Source organism: Streptomyces sp. YS-3 (assembly GCF_045257485.1).
Classification (GTDB): Bacteria; Actinomycetota; Actinomycetes; order Streptomycetales; family Streptomycetaceae; genus Streptomyces.
On sequence record NZ_JBJHPC010000016.1, the window covers coordinates 1 to 14751 of the forward strand.

The window sequence follows — 14751 nt, forward strand, 5'->3', positions numbered from 1 at the left end:
GGGGGCGGTCGGGGGCCCCTCGGCGGGGCGGCACCCCGGGCGGTGCCGCCCGTCGGGGCGGCCTTGTCCGAAGTGCCGTGTCCCGGACGGCCGTCGCGGCGTTACGGTGCCGTCGGGCGCGGGCCGACGGCGGCCCGCGTCACTGGACCGGGGTGCCGGACGGCAGCTCGGCCGCGGCGGCGAGCCTGGCCGCCGCCTCCAGGTCGGCGGGGCGCTGCCAGCCGTTGGAGCCACGGGCGAGCAGCCACGCGGTGGCCTCGGCGGGCGGCATCGCGGGGGCGACCAGCCAGCCCTGGACCGCGTCGCACCCCAGGTCGCGCAGCCGCTCCCAGGTCTCGTCGTCCTCGACGCCCTCGGCGACGACGAGCAGACCCAGGGAGTGGGCGAGGTCGAGGGTGCAGCGGACGATCTCGGCGTCCTCGTTGTCCACGGCGAGCCGGGCCACGAAGGAGCGGTCGATCTTGAGCTCGCTGACGGGCAGCCGCCGCAGGTGCACCAGCGACGAGTACCCCGTGCCGAAGTCGTCGAGGGACATCTTCACGCCGTGCCCGGTGAGCCCGGCCAGGGTGTCGGCGGCGCGCTGCGGGTCCTCCAGCAGGACGTGCTCGGTTATCTCCAGCTGGAGGGCGCCCGCCGGGACGCCGTGCCGGGCCAGCCGGGCCGCGACCGCCCCCGCGAAGCCGGGGGTGTGCACATCGCGCGGCGAGACGTTCACGGCGACCGGGACCGTGAGCCCCTGGGCCCGCCACCGCGCGACCTGGGCGAGCGCCGTATCCAGGACGTACTCGGTCAGGTGCGGCATCAGCCCCGAGGACTCCGCGATGGCGATGAACTCGTCGGGAGGGACCCGGCCGCGCTCCGGGTGCACCCAGCGCACCAGGGCCTCCAGGCCGGACACCTGGCCGTCGAAGCGGACCTTGGGCTGGTAGTGGAGCTCCACGTCGCCCGCGTCGAGCGCCCGCCGCAGATCGCCCAGCAGGCCGAGCCGGTCGGGGGTGTTGGAGTCCCGCTTGGACTCGTACACCTCCACGCCCGTGCGGTCCCGCTTGGCCTGGTACATCGCCACGTCCGCCCGGCGCAGCAGCCCCTCGGCGTCCAGCGCGTGGTCGGGGTAGACCGCGACGCCCGCGCTGGCCTCCAGGACCAGGGTGAGCCCGTCGAGGTCGAGCGGGGAGGAGAGCTCGGCGACCAGGCCCCGGGCTATCCGCATGGTGCTGGTGGCGGAGTCCGCCACGGGCAGCAGCACGGCGAACTCGTCGCCGCCGAGGCGCGCCGCCTCGGCGCCGCGCGGCAGGGCGAGCCGCAGCCGCTCGGCGATCTGAAGGAGCAGCCGGTCGCCGGCGAGGTGGCCCAGGGTGTCGTTGACCGAGCGGAAGCGGTCCATGTCGATCAGGACGAGGGCGGCCCGGTTGCCGGGGCCCTCGGCCTCCTCCAGGGCGGCCCAGGTGCGCTCCAGGAGCCACAGGCGGTTGGGCAGACCGGTGAGCGGGTCGCGCAGCTGCTCCTCGGCGCGGGCGCGGGCGATCCACAGGGTGGAGTCGAGGGCGATCAGCGGCACCGCGAACAGCGGCAGCAGGATCGGCAGGGCCATCGCGACCACGCAGATCAGCGGGGCGATGCCGAGCAGGGCGACGGCGACCAGGCCCTGGCGCAGCAGCGCCGTACGGGCGACCGTGGGCAGGCCGCCGCCGCGCGGCGCCAGCGCGTACCAGAGGAGTATCCGGGTGACCGCCAGGTATGTCGCGGCGGCGAGGACGACGACGGGGGCCGAGGAGACCGTCCACTCGGTGGGCCACCAGGGTGAACGGACGCTGGGGTGGTGGCCGAAGACGGCGAGCACCAGCGCCGCCGCGCCGATGCCGAGGACGTCGACGGCGCCGTGCAGCACGCCCTGGCGCCAGCGGTGCCGACGGGCGGCCCCGACCAGCACCACGACCGCCATGGAGACGAGCCCGGCGGGCACCCAGCCGTACAGCAGCAGTACGGCGAGGGTGAGCGCGGCGCCGGAGCCGGTGCCGCCCCACCAGCGGTCGCGCCCGAGCGCGACCAGGTGGCCCACGATGATGCCGGTGAGCACGGCCAGCGCCCAGCCCCGGGTGGAGCCGGGGAAGAGGGCGTCGCCCGTGTCGAGGGCCCGGTAGAACCCCAGGGCCAGGGCGAGGGCGGCGGTCCCGAGGACGCCGGCGGTCAGCCTGGAGGAGAATCCCGCGAACCCGCGCAGCCGTACGGCCGGGGCGGCGCTCTCGGTCGGTTTCATTCCCGTCCCTCTCACAGCCGGCGGTGCCGATGCCACGCGATGGCCCCGTTGTCATGCCACCACGGCCGGGAGCTCCCCCAAGCTCCGTTTCAGCCGTGCACGACTGGCGCTCATCCCAACAGTAGGCCGCGGAGGGCTCCGACGGGCAGCGGTCTACATCTCTTGCCCGAATGCGAACTGACCACCAGGAGCCGTCTGCTATGAGCCGAACGGGTGATGGCGGGCCGTCCGGGAGGAGCCCTCCACTCCTGTTATTCCCCTTCCTGTGCGCTCGGCACAGCCGCTTCGCGAGCAGCCTCGGGACCCTGTTCCAGCAGCACAGCGAACCCGTCCTCGTCGAGAACCGGAACCTTCAGCTGCATCGCCTTGTCGTACTTCGAACCAGGGCTGTCGCCGACGACGACGAACGACGTCTTCTTGGAAACGGAACCCGTGACCTTCGCTCCACGGCTCTGGAGCGCTTCTTTCGCGCCATCTCTGGTGTGCTGCGCCAGCGTTCCGGTCACGACCACCGTGAGCCCCTCCAGGGGACGCGGTCCCTCGTCCTCGCCGGAGCGCTCGTCCTCCATCCGGACGCCCGCGGCCTTCCACTTGCGCAGGATCTCGCGGTGCCACTCCTCCTCGAACCACTGCTTGAGCGAGGTCGCGATGATCCCGCCGACGCCCTCGACCGCCGCCAGCTCCTCCTGGGTGGCCTGTTCGATGCGCTCGATGGAGCGGAACTCCCGGGCGAGCGCCTCGGCGGCGACCGGGCCGACATGACGGATCGACAGGCCGGTGAGGATCCGGGCGAGCGGGCGCTCCTTGGCGGCGGCGATGTTCTCCAGCATCGACACCGCGTTCTTGCGCGGCTCGCCGTTCATGTTGGCGAAGACCAGGGCGGTCTTCTCCTCACCGGTTTTGGGGTCGCGCTTGGGCAGCCCGCTGTCCTGGTCCAGGACGTACGCCCGGATGGGCAGCAGCCGCTCCATCGTCAGGTCGAAGAGGTCGCCCTCGTCGAGCAGCGGCGGCTCGGCCGGCTCCAGCGGCTTGGTGAGGGCCGTGGCGGCGACATACCCGAAGTTCTCGATGTCCAGGCTCTTGCGGCCCGCCAGGTAGAACAGCCGCTCGCGCAACTGGGCGGGGCACGACCGCGCGTTGGGGCAGCGCAGATCGATGTCGCCCTCCTTCATGGGGCGCAGGGCGGTGCCGCACTCGGGGCACTCGGCGGGCATCACGAACTCCCGCTCGGTGCCGTCCCGCAGGTCCGTGACGGGGCCCAGGATCTCCGGGATGACGTCGCCGGCCTTGCGCAGCACCACCGTGTCCCCGATGAGGACGCCCTTGGCCTTGACCACGTCCTGGTTGTGCAGGGTGGCGAACTCGACCTCGGAGCCCGCCACCGTCACCGGCTCCACCTGCGCGTACGGCGTGACGCGGCCGGTGCGGCCGACGCCGACGCGGATGTTGAGGAGCTTGGTGTTGACCTCCTCCGGCGCGTATTTCCAGGCGATCGCCCAGCGCGGGGCGCGCGCGGTGGAGCCCAGGCGGCCCTGGAGGGGGATCTCGTCGAGCTTGACGACCACGCCGTCGATCTCGTGCTCGACCGAGTGGCGGTTCTCCCCGAAGTACGCGATGAAGTCCCGTACCTCGTCCATGGAGCCGACCACCTTGTTGTGCTGGGCGGTGGGCAGGCCCCATTCGCGCAGCAGCTCGTACGCGTGGGAGAGGCAGTCGATGGTGAAGCCCTCGCGCGCGCCGATGCCGTGCACCACCATGTGGAGCGGGCGGGTGGCGGTGACCTTGGGGTCCTTCTGGCGCAGCGAACCGGCCGCCGCGTTGCGCGGGTTGGCGAACGGCTTGTCGCCCGCCTCCACCAGGCGTGCGTTCAGCCCCTCGAACGCCTCCATCGGGAAGTAGACCTCGCCCCGGATCTCCACCAGGTCGGGGACGCGGTCGCCCTTGAGGCGGTCGGGGATGTCCGCGATGGTGCGGACGTTGGGCGTGATGTCCTCGCCGGTGCGGCCGTCGCCGCGGGTGGCGGCGCGGGTGAGCCGCCCGTGCTCGTACGTCAGGTTGACCGCGAGGCCGTCGACCTTCAGCTCGCACAGGTAGTGGTAGCGGGCGGTGCCGACGTCCTTGGCGACGCGGTCGGCCCAGGCGGCCAGCTCCTCGTCGTCGAACGCGTTGTCCAGCGACAGCATCCGCTCGCGGTGCTCGACCGCGGTGAAGTCCGTCTCGTACGCCCCCGCCACCTTCTGGGTCGGGGAGTCCGGGGTGCGCAGCTCCGGATACTCCTCCTCCAGGGCCTCCAGGCCGCGCAGCAGCTTGTCGAACTCGCCGTCGCTGATGACCGGCTGGTCCTTCACGTAGTACCGGAACCGGTGCTCCTCGACCTGCTCGGCGAGGAGCGCGTGCTTCTCCCGTGCGTCCGCGGGCACCACGTCGTTCTGTTCGCCAGCCACTGTCATGTCCTCCCGTTTCCCGTCTTCCCCGTCACTCAGGGTTGTCCGCGAGCGATCTCGCCGCCCGGACGCAGTGGGCGAGCGCCGCGCGGGCATACGCCGGCGAGGCGCCCGCCAGCCCGCACGCCGGGGTGATCACGACGGACTCGGCGAGAGTCCCCGGATGCAGCCCCAGCCTGCGCCACAACGTCCTGACACCCATGACGCTACCGGCAGGGTCCGACAATGGGCCGTCGGTGCCGCCGACCACTCCGGCGAACAGCCGGGTGCCGCCCTCCACCGCCTCACCGATCACCTCGTCGTCACGCTCGGTGAGCAGGGAGAAATCGAACGAGACGGCGGCGGCGCCGGCCCGGCGCAGCAGGGCGAACGGCACGTCGGGGGCGCAGGAGTGGACCGCGACCGGGCCGTCGTGGACCGCGATCACCTCGCGCAGCGTCGACTCGACGACCTGCCGGTCCACGGCCCGGTGGGTGCGGTAGCCGCTGGCGGTCCTGATCTGCCCGCGCAGGACGGCGGTGAGGGAGGGCTCGTCGAGCTGGAGCAGGATCCGCGCGCCCGGCACCCGGCGGCGCACGTCCGCCAGGTGGCCGCGCAGGCCCTCGGCGAGCGACCCGGCCAGGTCGCGGCAGGCGCCCGGGTCGCCGAGCGCTGCCTCCCCGCCGCGCAGCTCCAGGGCGGCGGCGAGCGTCCACGGCCCCACCGCCTGGACCTTGAGCGGACCCTCGTACCCCTGGGTGAACTCCTCCAGGGCGTCCAGGTCCTCGCCCAGCCAGGAGTGGGCCCGGCGGGTGTCGCGGCCCGGCCGGTCGCCGAGCCGCCAGCCGCTGGGCTCCACGCGCGCGTACATCTCCACGAGCAGCCCGGCGGTGCGCCCGATCATGTCGGCGCCGGGGCCGCGCGCGGGCAGTTCGGGCAGGAAGGGGAAGTCGCCGGCCGAGCCCTCGGCGCCGATGAGGGAGCCGGTGACGGTCTTGGCGGCCTCGCGCGCGTCGCCGCCGGGCAGGGAGCCGACGCCGGTGGCGGAGCCCCGGGGGAAGTCGCTGACGGTGTCGCTCATCGGCCCGGCCGCACCGTCAGGTCGTTGACCTCGGCGTCGCGCGGCAGGTCGAGCGCCATCACGATCGTGGTCGCCACCGACTCGGGGTCGATGTACTTCGCCGGGTCGTACTCCCTGCCCTCCTGCGAGTGCACCTTGGCCTGCATGGGGCTGGCGGTGCGCCCCGGGTAGACGGAGGTGACGCGCACACCGCCCGCGTGCTCCTCCTGGCGCAGCGAGTCGGCGAGCGCCTTGAGGCCGTGCTTGGAGGCGGCGTACGCGCCCCACTCGGCGTGGGCGTTGAGGCCGGCGCCGGAGTTGACGAACAGGACGTGCCCGCGGGCCGCGCGCAGGTGCGGGAGGAAGAGACGGGTGAGCTCGGCGGGGGAGATCAGGTTCGCGTTGAGCTGCTGGTGCCAGGTCCTGGGGCGGAGCTCGGCGACCGGGCCGAGGTCGACGACGCCCGCGATGTGCAGGAGGGAGTCGAGGTGGTCCGGCATCGGCTGCATGCCGAGCGACTTGGAGATGCGGTCCGGGTCGGCGAGGTCCGCGACGAGCGTGCGGGCGCCGGGGAAGTGCCCCGCGAGTTCCTTGGCGCGCCCGGCGTCGCGGGCGAGCAGGACGAGTTCGTCGCCCCGGTCGTGCAGCCGTCGCGCCACCGCCGCGCCGATGCCGGAGCCTGCCCCAGTGATCAGGTGTGTAGCCATACCCGCCATGCTCGCATTACCGGACCCCTGCCGACTCCTCCAGGTAGGCGAGGGCCCCGACACCGTCCTCCGCGAAGAAGACCAGGTCAGTGAGGGGCATCGGCAGGAAGCCCTCGTCCTCCATGCGGCGGAACTGCGTCTTGAGGCCGTCGTAGAAGCCCGCGGTGTTCAGCAGCACCACCGGCTTGGTGTGCTTGCCGTGCTTCTTCAGCTCCAGGATCTCGGTGGCCTCGTCGAGGGTCCCGGTGCCGCCGACCATGATCACGACGGCGTCGGCCTTCTCCAGCAGCAGCGCCTTGCGCTCGGCGAGGTCCCCGGCGAAGAGCATCTCGTCGGCGTTCTCGCGGGCCGAGACAGCGAGGAAGTCGACGGAGACCCCGACCAGCCGTCCGCCGGCCTCCTGCACGCCGTCCGCGACGACCTTCATCAGTCCGCGGTCCGAGCCGCCCCACACCAGCGTGTGGCCGCCCTTGCCTAGCAGCTCGGCGAACTCGCGGGCGGGGCCGGTGTAGCGGTCGTCGAGGTCGGCGGCGGAGAGGAAGACGCAGATGTTCATGGCTCAACCGTACGTCGGGAGACCTCGGCCACTCGAACGGGTGAACAGTGGCCCGAACGGTGAATCGGGGGAACAAGCGCCGGGCGACGGGCCGTTGAGCGGGCATGACGACGACGCACACGATTCTCGCCGAGCCCACCGGCGCCGCGACGCCCCCGCCTGGCCCGCCGCCGCCCTTCGACCCGGACCACCTCGTCACGGCCGAGGCCGCCGGGGAGGGCGCGCTGCGCGTCCGCGTGCTGTGGGGCGGGCAGGTGCTCGCCGACAGCACCCGCCCGCTGCTGGTGCGCGAGGACGGTCTGCCCGTCCGCTACTACCTGCCGCCCGAGGATGTCCGGACCGATCTGCTGAGCCCGTCCCCCACCCGAACCACCTGCCCGTACAAGGGAGTCGCGGCCTACTGGTCGCTGCCGGACGCGCCGGACATGGCCTGGGCGTACCACGAGCCGCTGGCGGCGGTGGCATTGATCAAGGACCATCTGTGCTTCATAGGCACGGTGACCGAAATACCCGAGGACGCCCCGGCCTAGCCCCGGCGCGGCCCGCGCCGGCCCGGCCCGGTCCCGCCCGTGCCGGCCCCGCTCAGACCGGGGCCCCGGCGCGGCGCGTGGTGGTGGCGATCGTCGCCGAGCCCACCACCCGCGTGCCGTCGTACAGCACGATCGCCTGGCCGGGTGCGACGCCGCGTACCGGCTCGGCGAAGCTCACCACCAGCTCGTCGCCCGTCAGCTCCGCCGTCACCGTCGTCTCGCCGCCGTGGGCGCGCAGCTGCGCGGTGTACGTGCCGGGGCCGGCCGGGGCCCGGCCGCACCAGCGGGGCTTGATCGCGGTCAGGCCGGTGACGTCCAGGGCCTCGACCGGGCCGACGGTGACGGTGTTGTTCACCGGGGAGATGTCCAGGACATAGCGGGGCTTGCCGTCGGCGGCCGGGTGGCCGATGCGCAGACCCTTGCGCTGGCCGATGGTGAAGCCGTAGGCCCCCTCGTGGGAGCCGACCTTGGTGCCGGACTCGTCGACGATGTCGCCCTCGGCCCTGCCCAGCCGCTGGGCGAGGAAGCCCTGGGTGTCGCCGTCGGCGATGAAGCAGATGTCGTGGCTGTCCGGCTTCTTGGCGACGGCCAGGCCCCGGCGCTCGGCCTCGGCGCGGATCTCGTCCTTGGTGGTGAGGGTGTCACCGAGCGGGAACATCGCGTGGGCGAGCTGCTTCTCGTCCAGGACGCCGAGGACGTAGGACTGGTCCTTGGCCATGTCGCTGGCGCGGTGCAGCTCGCGGCTGCCGTCCTCGTTGAGGACGACCGTGGCGTAGTGGCCGGTGCACACGGCGTCGAAGCCCAGGGCCAGGGCCTTGTCGAGCAGCGCGGCGAACTTGATCTTCTCGTTGCAGCGCAGACACGGATTGGGGGTGCGACCCGCCTCGTACTCGGCGACGAAGTCCTCGACCACGTCCTCGCGGAAGCGCTCCGCCAGGTCCCAGACATAGAAGGGAATGCCGATGACATCAGCGGCACGACGGGCGTCGCGGGAGTCCTCGATGGTGCAGCAGCCCCGCGCTCCGGTGCGGAAGGACTGCGGGTTCGCGGACAGGGCGAGGTGGACGCCGGTGACGTCATGGCCCGCCTCGGCGGCCCGGGCGGCGGCGACGGCCGAGTCGACGCCTCCGGACATGGCGGCGAGCACACGGAGGGGGCGCGGGGGTGTCTTCGTCATAGCACCCACCAGGGTACGTGCCGCGTGGGGCGGACGGCTCGCGAGTATCCCGGGCGCGGGGTGCGGGCCGGGCCGCACCCCGCCGGGGGCGTCAGCTCAGCCCCGCGGACCTGGCCCGCTCCACCGCCGGGCCGATGGCCGTCGCCACGGCCTGGACGTCGGCTTCGGTGGAGGTGTGGCCCAGGGAGAAGCGCAGGGTGCCCCTGGCCAGGTCGGGAGGCGTGCCCGTGGCGAGCAGGACATGGCTGGGCTGGGCCACGCCCGCCGTGCAGGCCGAGCCGGTGGAGCACTCGATGCCCTGGGCATCCAGGAGCAGCAGCAGGGAGTCGCCCTCGCAGCCGGGGAAGGTGAAGTGCGCATTGGCCGGGAGACGGCCCCCGGGGGCCGGGTCGCCGCCGAGGATCGCCTGCGGGACCGCCTCGCGGACCGCTTCGACCAGCCGGTCGCGCAGCCCGCCGACCTCGCGCGCGAAGTCGGCGCGGCGCTCGGCGGCCAGCCGTCCCGCCACGGCGAAGGCGGCGATGGCGGGCACGTCGAGCGTGCCGGAGCGGACATGGCGCTCCTGGCCGCCGCCGTGCAGTACGGGAACGGGGGTGTACTCACGGCCGAGCAGCAGCGCCCCGATGCCGTACGGGCCGCCGATCTTGTGGCCCGAGACGGTCATCGCGGCGAGGCCGGAGGCGGCGAAGTCGACGTCGAGCTGGCCCACCGCCTGGACCGCGTCGGCGTGCAGGGGTACGTCGAACTCGCGGGCCACGGCGGCGAGTTCGGCCACCGGCAGGACCGTGCCGATCTCGTTGTTGGCCCACATCACGGTGGCCAGGGCCACGTCGGAGGGGTCGCGCGCGATCGCGTCGCGCAGGGAGTCGGGGTGCACCCGCCCGTAGCGGTCGACGGGGAGGTACTCGACGGTCGCGCCCTCGTGCTCGGCGAGCCAGTGCACCGCGTCGAGCACGGCGTGGTGCTCGACGGGGCTGGCCAGGACCCGGACCCTGCGCGGGTCGGCGTCGCGGCGGGCCCAGTACAGGCCCTTGACGGCGAGGTTGTCGGCCTCGGTGCCGCCGGCCGTGAAGACGACTTCGCTGGGCCGGGCGCCGAGTGCCTCGGCGAGCTCCTCTCGGGCCTCCTCGGCGGTACGGCGGGCCCGGCGGCCGGCGGCGTGCAGCGAGGACGCGTTGCCGGTGGCGGTGAGCTGGGCGGTCATCGCCTGGACCGCCTCCGGGAGCATCGGAGTGGTCGCGGCGTGGTCGAGGTAAGCCATGGTGGGCCCGATTCTACGAGCCACCGGGACGGGCCTCAGGCGCCGAGCCCCCAGGAGACCGTCCCGTCGGCCATGACCAGGGCCGCGAGCACCACGAGATCGGCGAGGCCGAGGGCGAGTCCGAGCCAGGCGCGGCCCCGCCGGACGGTGCCGTACCGCAGGGCGAGACCGGCGAGCACGATGGCCATCGGGCCGAGTACGACGTTCATGACCAGCAGGCCGAGCAGTCCGAGGACGAAGGAGGCGACGGCCATGCCGTCGGCGTCCTTGTCACGGACACGGCGGCGGTTCAGGACGAGATCCATGGTCAGGCCCTTCGGTGCGACGAGATGCGTTCACGTACGGCGAAGACGATCAGCCAGAGCCCGATGGCGCCGGCGACGGCCAGGGTGACCGGGAGCGGAAGGTGCGCCGCTGAGCCCAGCACGACCCCCAGCAGGAGGAGGGCTGCGACGAGGAAAAGCATGGGTGCCTCTCAAGTCGGTTTCGGAGTACGACTGTTAACTGACTACCCAGTCTAGCCTTTTCAAAATCAGCGAACGGTTGTTTACTGAGTGGAATGAGCCACACTCTCGGGATCCGCCAGGCCCAGAAGCAGAAGACGCGTCAGGCGCTTCTGGACGCCGCCCTCGTTCTGCTGGAGCACCAGAGCCTCAGCAGCCTGGGGCTTCGTGAGGTCACCCGGGCCGTGGGGGTCTCCCCCGCCGCCTTCTACCGGCACTTCAAGGACATGGCCGATCTCGGGGTGGCGCTGGTCGAGGGGGCGCTCGGGAGCCTGCACGAGACGATCCGGGCGGTGATGGTGACGACCGGGGAGAGCGAGGAGCGCATCGACCGGGCGGTGTCGCTGATCGCCGCGCATGTGCGGGCGCATCCGGCGCATGTCCGCTTCATCGCGCGCGAGCGGCACGGCGGGGTGGCGCCGGTGCGCGCGGCCATCGGCGTGCAGCTTCGGCGGTTCGGCGAGGAGGTGGCGGCGGCGCTGGGGACGGATCCGGAGTCGGCGGGATGGAGCCGGGGGGATCTGCGGATGCTGGCCGGGGTGTACGTCGATCACATGGTGATGACGGCGTCCGCGATTCTGGAGGCGGGGGCGGGGGCCGCGTGCGACGGGGAGGAGGCGGTCACGCTCGCCGAGGAGGCGGTCATCGCGACCGCGCGGCGGCAGTTGCGGCTGGTGACGCTGGGGCGTCGGCACTGGCTGGACTGAGGCGGCCTGCGTCTACGTCTGCGGGCCGGCGGGGGTTGCTCGCGCAGTTCCCCGCGCCCCTGAGGGAGTCCGGCCGCCGCCGGAGAACCCAGCCCAGCCACAGACAACCCGCACCCAAACCCCGCACCACAGAGGGAGCCCGGCCACAGCCGAAGAACCCGGCCCAGCCACAGACCACCAGGGGCGCGAGGAACTGCGCGAGCAACCACAGACAACCCGCAGCCAAAACCCACGCCCCCAGGGAGCCCGGCCGCAGCCAAAAAACCCGGCCCAGCCACAGACCACCAGGGGCGCGGGGAACTGCGCGACCAGCCACAGACGGCCCGCAGCCAAAACCGGAGCCCCAGCGCCACAGATGGCTCAGCCAGAACCCGCGCCCGGCGCCACAGACGGCACCAGCCAAACCCGCGGCCCCCCAGCGGAGCGATCTACCGCTGGGCCCTCGCCAGTTGGCGGGACTGGGCCACCAGGCGGTCTGCGCTGTCCCAGACCTCTGCGTCCTCCTCCAGGAAGCCGCCCGCCAGGTTGCGTGTGGTGATGGAGACCCGCAGCGGGCCCGGCGCCGGGCGGCAGCGGATGTGGACGGTGAGCTCGACCGTGGGGGTCCAGCCCGTCAGGCCCATCTCGAACGCGGTGGGAGGCAGCGCGTCGACCGCGAGCAGCAGGGAGTACGGGTCGGCGTCGCGGCCGTCGGCCAGGCCGAACCAGCCGCGCATCTCGCCCTTGCCGGAGGGAGCGCCGACCGCCCAGCCGAGCGTGGTCGGGTCCAGCTTCAGCATCAGCCGGTCGGTGATGGCCGAGCTGCCCGGGATCGGGGCGGGGCCGTCGGCCGGGCCGAGGCAGTGCTCGATCGGCGGGATCACCGGCGGCTTGGCGGTGGTGCGTACGTCGTCCGGGAGCGCGTCCAGGTCGCCGTACGAGGCGAGGACGCGGATGCGCTCGACCTCGGCGCCGTTCTCGTCGTACTGGAAGAGCGAGGCCTGGCCGGTGGAGAGGGTGCGGCCGGTGCGCACGCGCTGGGTGCGCACGACGGCCGGGCCCGGGGCCGAGGGCGTGAGGTAGTGGGCCGTCACGCTGAACGGGTCCGCGTGCGGGAGCGCCTGACCGAGTGTGCGGCCGAGGAGGGCGAGGAGGTAGCCGCCGTTCACGGCGTGGATGATCGTCCATCCGGCCGAGAGATGGGCGTCGTAGACGCCGTCTTCGTTCGCGCGCGGGGTGACGGCGGTGTCCCGGTCGAACTCGCTGTCCCCGATCGTTGCCTGTGCCATGCGGACACGGTACACGGGTACGTTACTGAGCGGTAGCTTTTTTTCCCACCGGGGAGGCCACCGCGCTGGGCCTCGCCTCACTCACTCCTCCGCCGTCGCGCTCCTCCTGTTCCACGCCCTCGGCGCGCGCCAGTGGTAGTGCATCGCCGCCAGGCGCAGCACGAACGCGGCGACCACGGCGAAGCCGCTGGTCAGGGCGTTCAGGGTGTCGAAGCGGATGCACAGGGCCACGATCGTGGCGCCCACGATCGCCGGCACCGCGTAGAGGTCGCGGTCCCAGCGGAGCAGCGAGGGGACCTCGTTGGCCAGGACATCGCGCAGCACACCGCCGCCCACCGCCGTGGCCAGGCCCAGGGCGGCGGAGGAGGTGAGGCCGAGCCCGTAGTCGTACGCCTTCGTCGTGCCCGTGACACAGAACAGCCCGAGGCCCGCCGCGTCGAAGACATTGACCGCGCGCTGGGTGCGTTCGACCTGGGGGTGGAGGAAGAAGACCAGCACGGCGGCGAGCAGCGGGGTGATGAAGTAGCCGAGATCGCTGAACGCGGCGGGCGGCACCGCGCCGATGATCAGATCCCGGAACAGCCCTCCGCCCAGCGCGGTGACCTCGGCCAGGACCGCGATGCCGAACACGTCGAAGTTCTTGCGCACGGCGAGCAGCGCGCCGGAGATCGCGAAGACGAAGATCCCGACGAGGTCCAGCGAATGCTGGACGGAAGGGGTGAACAGTTCGTGGAGCACCCGACATTTTTACCCCGCCGCGTTTCACCGCCCGAATCTGCCGGGTGCTCCGCTCGTCCACCGGACCCGTTGGACTACCGGGTCCGCTCGCCTACCAGGCCGGCTTGCCGGTCGTGTAGATCCACTTCTGGAAGAGGTCGTCCAGCTGCTGTCCGGAGATCTTCTCGGCCAGCGCGACGAACTGGGCGGTGTCGGCGTTGCCGTACCGGTGCAGCTTCGTCCAGGCCGGCAGCAGCTTGAAGAACGCCGTGTCCCCGATGCGCTCGCGCAGCGCCTGGAGCGTCAGCGCCCCGCGCCGGTAGACGGCCCCCTCGAACATCGTGTCGCGCTGCGGGTCCGCGACCTCCCGCTGCCAGAACGGGTCGGTGGCCGGCACCCGGTTGTAGTAGGCGCGGGCCAGGTCGTGGGCGGTGCCGCGCCCCTTGTGCTCCTCCCACAGCCACTGCGCGTAGCTCGCGAAACCCTCGTTGAGCCAGATGTCCTTCCACTGCGCCACCGAGACCGAGTCCCCGAACCACTGGTGGGCGAGCTCATGGACGATCGTGGTCTCGTTGCGCACCGCCGAGTACGCGGGCTTGGACTGCACTTCGAGCGAGAAGCCCGCCTGCGGCATGTCGTCGACGATCGCGCCCGTCTCCTCGAACGGGTACGGGCCGAAGACCTGGGACCAGTAGTCGGTGGCCTCGGCGGTGACGGCGTACACGTCGACCTGGTTCTGGCCCTTGAGGACGGGGTCGATGGCCACGTAGATCGGCGTCCCGGCCGGGGTCCTGCCGGTCGTCACGTCGAACTTGCCGATGGTCGCCGTGGCCAGGTAGGTCGCCATCGGCCGGTTCTCGCGCCAGTGGAAGTACGAGCGGTCGCCCCGGTCGTACGAGGAGAGCAGGCGGCCGTTGGAGACGCCGGTCAGGCCCTTGGGCGCGTCGATGCGGATGTCGTAGGTGGCCTTGTCGGAGGGGTGGTCGCTGGAGGGGAACCAGGTGGAGGCGGCGTTCGGCTCGCAGGCCACGAAGACGCCGTCCTTGGTCTTCATCCAGCCGTAGTCGGAGCCGAAGACGATGGGGCCGTTGAGCGCGACGGGAACGCCGCCGTAGACGACGGTGACCTCGAACTCGTTGCCCTTGCGCAGCTTGTGACGGGGCGTCACCACTATCTCGTCGCCGTCGCGGGTGAAGTCGGCCGGTCTGCCGTTCACCCGTATCGCGTCGACCGTGAGCTTCTGGAGGTCGAGGTGGAAGCTGGTGAGGGTCTGGGTGGCGCGGGCGGTGATCGTCGTATGCCCGTCGAGCCGGCCGGAGTCCGGTTGGTAGCTGACACCGAGGTCGTAGTGGAGGGCGTCGAAGCCGCCGTTGCCGAGGTCGGGGAAGTAGGGGTCGCCGATCCCGGCGGCGCCGGGCGAGCCGCCGCCGGGTGCGGCGGCGATGGTGAAGGCCGAGGCCGCCGCGGTGGCGAGGGCGAGCAGCCGTGAGGTACGACGTGCCGAACGGGAGAGTGCCATGGGTCTGCCCTTCGAACGCGTTTCCGTGCGTACGGACAGGCAGACTCTGCACTCTCCCGTTTCGGC

Annotated in this window: 14 protein-coding genes; 2 read left to right on the plus strand and 12 right to left on the minus strand. The window is 72.4% G+C overall.

Translation table 11 applies throughout. From position 1 onward, the window contains the following. Positions 1–139: 139 nt before the first annotated feature. From ACJA3G_RS02995 to ACJA3G_RS03015, 5 genes are all read right to left on the minus strand, one after another. Positions 140–2257, minus strand: coding sequence for a putative bifunctional diguanylate cyclase/phosphodiesterase (locus ACJA3G_RS02995; RefSeq protein ID WP_406551273.1), 2118 nt, complete (start codon positions 2255–2257; stop codon positions 140–142). Positions 2258–2508: 251 nt separating this feature from the next. Further along, a complete protein-coding gene (gene ligA, locus ACJA3G_RS03000; RefSeq protein ID WP_406551274.1) occupies positions 2509–4707 on the minus strand; it encodes an NAD-dependent DNA ligase LigA in 2199 nt (732 codons plus the stop codon). Positions 4708–4732: 25 nt separating this feature from the next. Further along, positions 4733–5761, minus strand: coding sequence for a methionine synthase (locus ACJA3G_RS03005; RefSeq protein ID WP_406551275.1), 1029 nt, complete (start codon positions 5759–5761; stop codon positions 4733–4735). Next, entirely contained in the window at positions 5758–6447 is a 690-nt protein-coding gene (locus ACJA3G_RS03010) for an SDR family oxidoreductase (protein ID WP_406551276.1), read from the minus strand. Before ACJA3G_RS03010 ends, ACJA3G_RS03005 begins: the two co-directional genes overlap by 4 nt. A gap of 16 nt (positions 6448–6463) precedes the next feature. Beyond that, a complete protein-coding gene (locus tag ACJA3G_RS03015) occupies positions 6464–7003 on the minus strand; it encodes a TIGR00730 family Rossman fold protein (RefSeq protein ID WP_406551277.1) in 540 nt (179 codons plus the stop codon). A gap of 104 nt (positions 7004–7107) precedes the next feature. Here ACJA3G_RS03015 and ACJA3G_RS03020 point away from each other — a divergent pair, with 104 nt between their 5' ends. Beyond that, on the plus strand, positions 7108–7533 hold the full coding sequence (locus ACJA3G_RS03020) for a DUF427 domain-containing protein (RefSeq protein WP_406551278.1): 426 nt from the start codon (positions 7108–7110) through the stop codon (positions 7531–7533). Positions 7534–7585: 52 nt separating this feature from the next. Here the strand turns inward: ACJA3G_RS03020 and mnmA are convergent, their stop codons facing one another. The 4 genes from mnmA to ACJA3G_RS03040 all read right to left on the minus strand — a co-directional run bounded on the left by mnmA (position 7586) and on the right by ACJA3G_RS03040 (position 10437). Then, positions 7586–8710, minus strand: coding sequence for a tRNA 2-thiouridine(34) synthase MnmA (gene mnmA, locus ACJA3G_RS03025; protein WP_406551279.1), 1125 nt, complete (start codon positions 8708–8710; stop codon positions 7586–7588). Positions 8711–8801: 91 nt separating this feature from the next. Continuing rightward, a complete protein-coding gene (locus ACJA3G_RS03030; RefSeq protein ID WP_406551280.1) occupies positions 8802–9971 on the minus strand; it encodes a cysteine desulfurase family protein in 1170 nt (389 codons plus the stop codon). Positions 9972–10006: 35 nt separating this feature from the next. Further along, positions 10007–10276, minus strand: coding sequence for a DUF4190 domain-containing protein (locus ACJA3G_RS03035; RefSeq protein ID WP_406551281.1), 270 nt, complete (start codon positions 10274–10276; stop codon positions 10007–10009). Between the two features lie 2 nt (positions 10277–10278). Then, on the minus strand, positions 10279–10437 hold the full coding sequence (locus tag ACJA3G_RS03040) for a hypothetical protein (protein ID WP_329401865.1): 159 nt from the start codon (positions 10435–10437) through the stop codon (positions 10279–10281). Between the two features lie 93 nt (positions 10438–10530). Here ACJA3G_RS03040 and ACJA3G_RS03045 point away from each other — a divergent pair, with 93 nt between their 5' ends. Beyond that, a complete protein-coding gene (locus ACJA3G_RS03045; RefSeq protein WP_406551282.1) occupies positions 10531–11181 on the plus strand; it encodes a TetR family transcriptional regulator in 651 nt (216 codons plus the stop codon). 428 nt (positions 11182–11609) lie between these two features. On the opposite strand, the gene ACJA3G_RS03050 is transcribed toward ACJA3G_RS03045, so the two are convergent. The 3 genes from ACJA3G_RS03050 to ACJA3G_RS03060 form a co-directional block, all read right to left on the minus strand. Continuing rightward, the gene (locus ACJA3G_RS03050; protein WP_406551283.1) at positions 11610–12449 is read right to left on the minus strand and encodes a thioesterase family protein; all 840 of its coding nucleotides are present in this window, start codon (positions 12447–12449) and stop codon (positions 11610–11612) included. 81 nt (positions 12450–12530) lie between these two features. Next, positions 12531–13187 carry a trimeric intracellular cation channel family protein gene (locus tag ACJA3G_RS03055; protein WP_406551284.1) on the minus strand — a complete coding sequence of 219 codons (657 nt, stop codon included), beginning with the start codon at positions 13185–13187 and terminating at the stop codon, positions 12531–12533. A gap of 91 nt (positions 13188–13278) precedes the next feature. After that, a complete protein-coding gene (locus tag ACJA3G_RS03060) occupies positions 13279–14685 on the minus strand; it encodes a M1 family metallopeptidase (protein WP_406551285.1) in 1407 nt (468 codons plus the stop codon). Between the last annotated feature and the right edge of the window lie 66 nt (positions 14686–14751).

What these genes read in the sequence shown, in the direction of transcription:
- ACJA3G_RS03015 (WP_406551277.1), bottom strand. Translation starts at nt 7,003, where the DNA reads ATGAACATCTGCGTCTTCCTCTCCGCCGCCGACCTCGACGACCGCTAC.
- ACJA3G_RS03040 (WP_329401865.1), bottom strand. Translation starts at nt 10,437, where the DNA reads ATGCTTTTCCTCGTCGCAGCCCTCCTCCTGCTGGGGGTCGTGCTGGGC.
- ACJA3G_RS03010 (WP_406551276.1), bottom strand. Translation starts at nt 6,447, where the DNA reads ATGGCTACACACCTGATCACTGGGGCAGGCTCCGGCATCGGCGCGGCG.
- ACJA3G_RS02995 (WP_406551273.1), bottom strand. Translation starts at nt 2,257, where the DNA reads ATGAAACCGACCGAGAGCGCCGCCCCGGCCGTACGGCTGCGCGGGTTC.
- ligA (WP_406551274.1), bottom strand. Translation starts at nt 4,707, where the DNA reads ATGACAGTGGCTGGCGAACAGAACGACGTGGTGCCCGCGGACGCACGG.
- ACJA3G_RS03020 (WP_406551278.1), top strand. Translation starts at nt 7,108, where the DNA reads ATGACGACGACGCACACGATTCTCGCCGAGCCCACCGGCGCCGCGACG.
- ACJA3G_RS03005 (WP_406551275.1), bottom strand. Translation starts at nt 5,761, where the DNA reads ATGAGCGACACCGTCAGCGACTTCCCCCGGGGCTCCGCCACCGGCGTC.
- ACJA3G_RS03060 (WP_406551285.1), bottom strand. Translation starts at nt 14,685, where the DNA reads ATGGCACTCTCCCGTTCGGCACGTCGTACCTCACGGCTGCTCGCCCTC.
- ACJA3G_RS03050 (WP_406551283.1), bottom strand. Translation starts at nt 12,449, where the DNA reads ATGGCACAGGCAACGATCGGGGACAGCGAGTTCGACCGGGACACCGCC.
- mnmA (WP_406551279.1), bottom strand. Translation starts at nt 8,710, where the DNA reads ATGACGAAGACACCCCCGCGCCCCCTCCGTGTGCTCGCCGCCATGTCC.
- ACJA3G_RS03035 (WP_406551281.1), bottom strand. Translation starts at nt 10,276, where the DNA reads ATGGATCTCGTCCTGAACCGCCGCCGTGTCCGTGACAAGGACGCCGAC.
- ACJA3G_RS03045 (WP_406551282.1), top strand. Translation starts at nt 10,531, where the DNA reads ATGAGCCACACTCTCGGGATCCGCCAGGCCCAGAAGCAGAAGACGCGT.
- ACJA3G_RS03030 (WP_406551280.1), bottom strand. Translation starts at nt 9,971, where the DNA reads ATGGCTTACCTCGACCACGCCGCGACCACTCCGATGCTCCCGGAGGCG.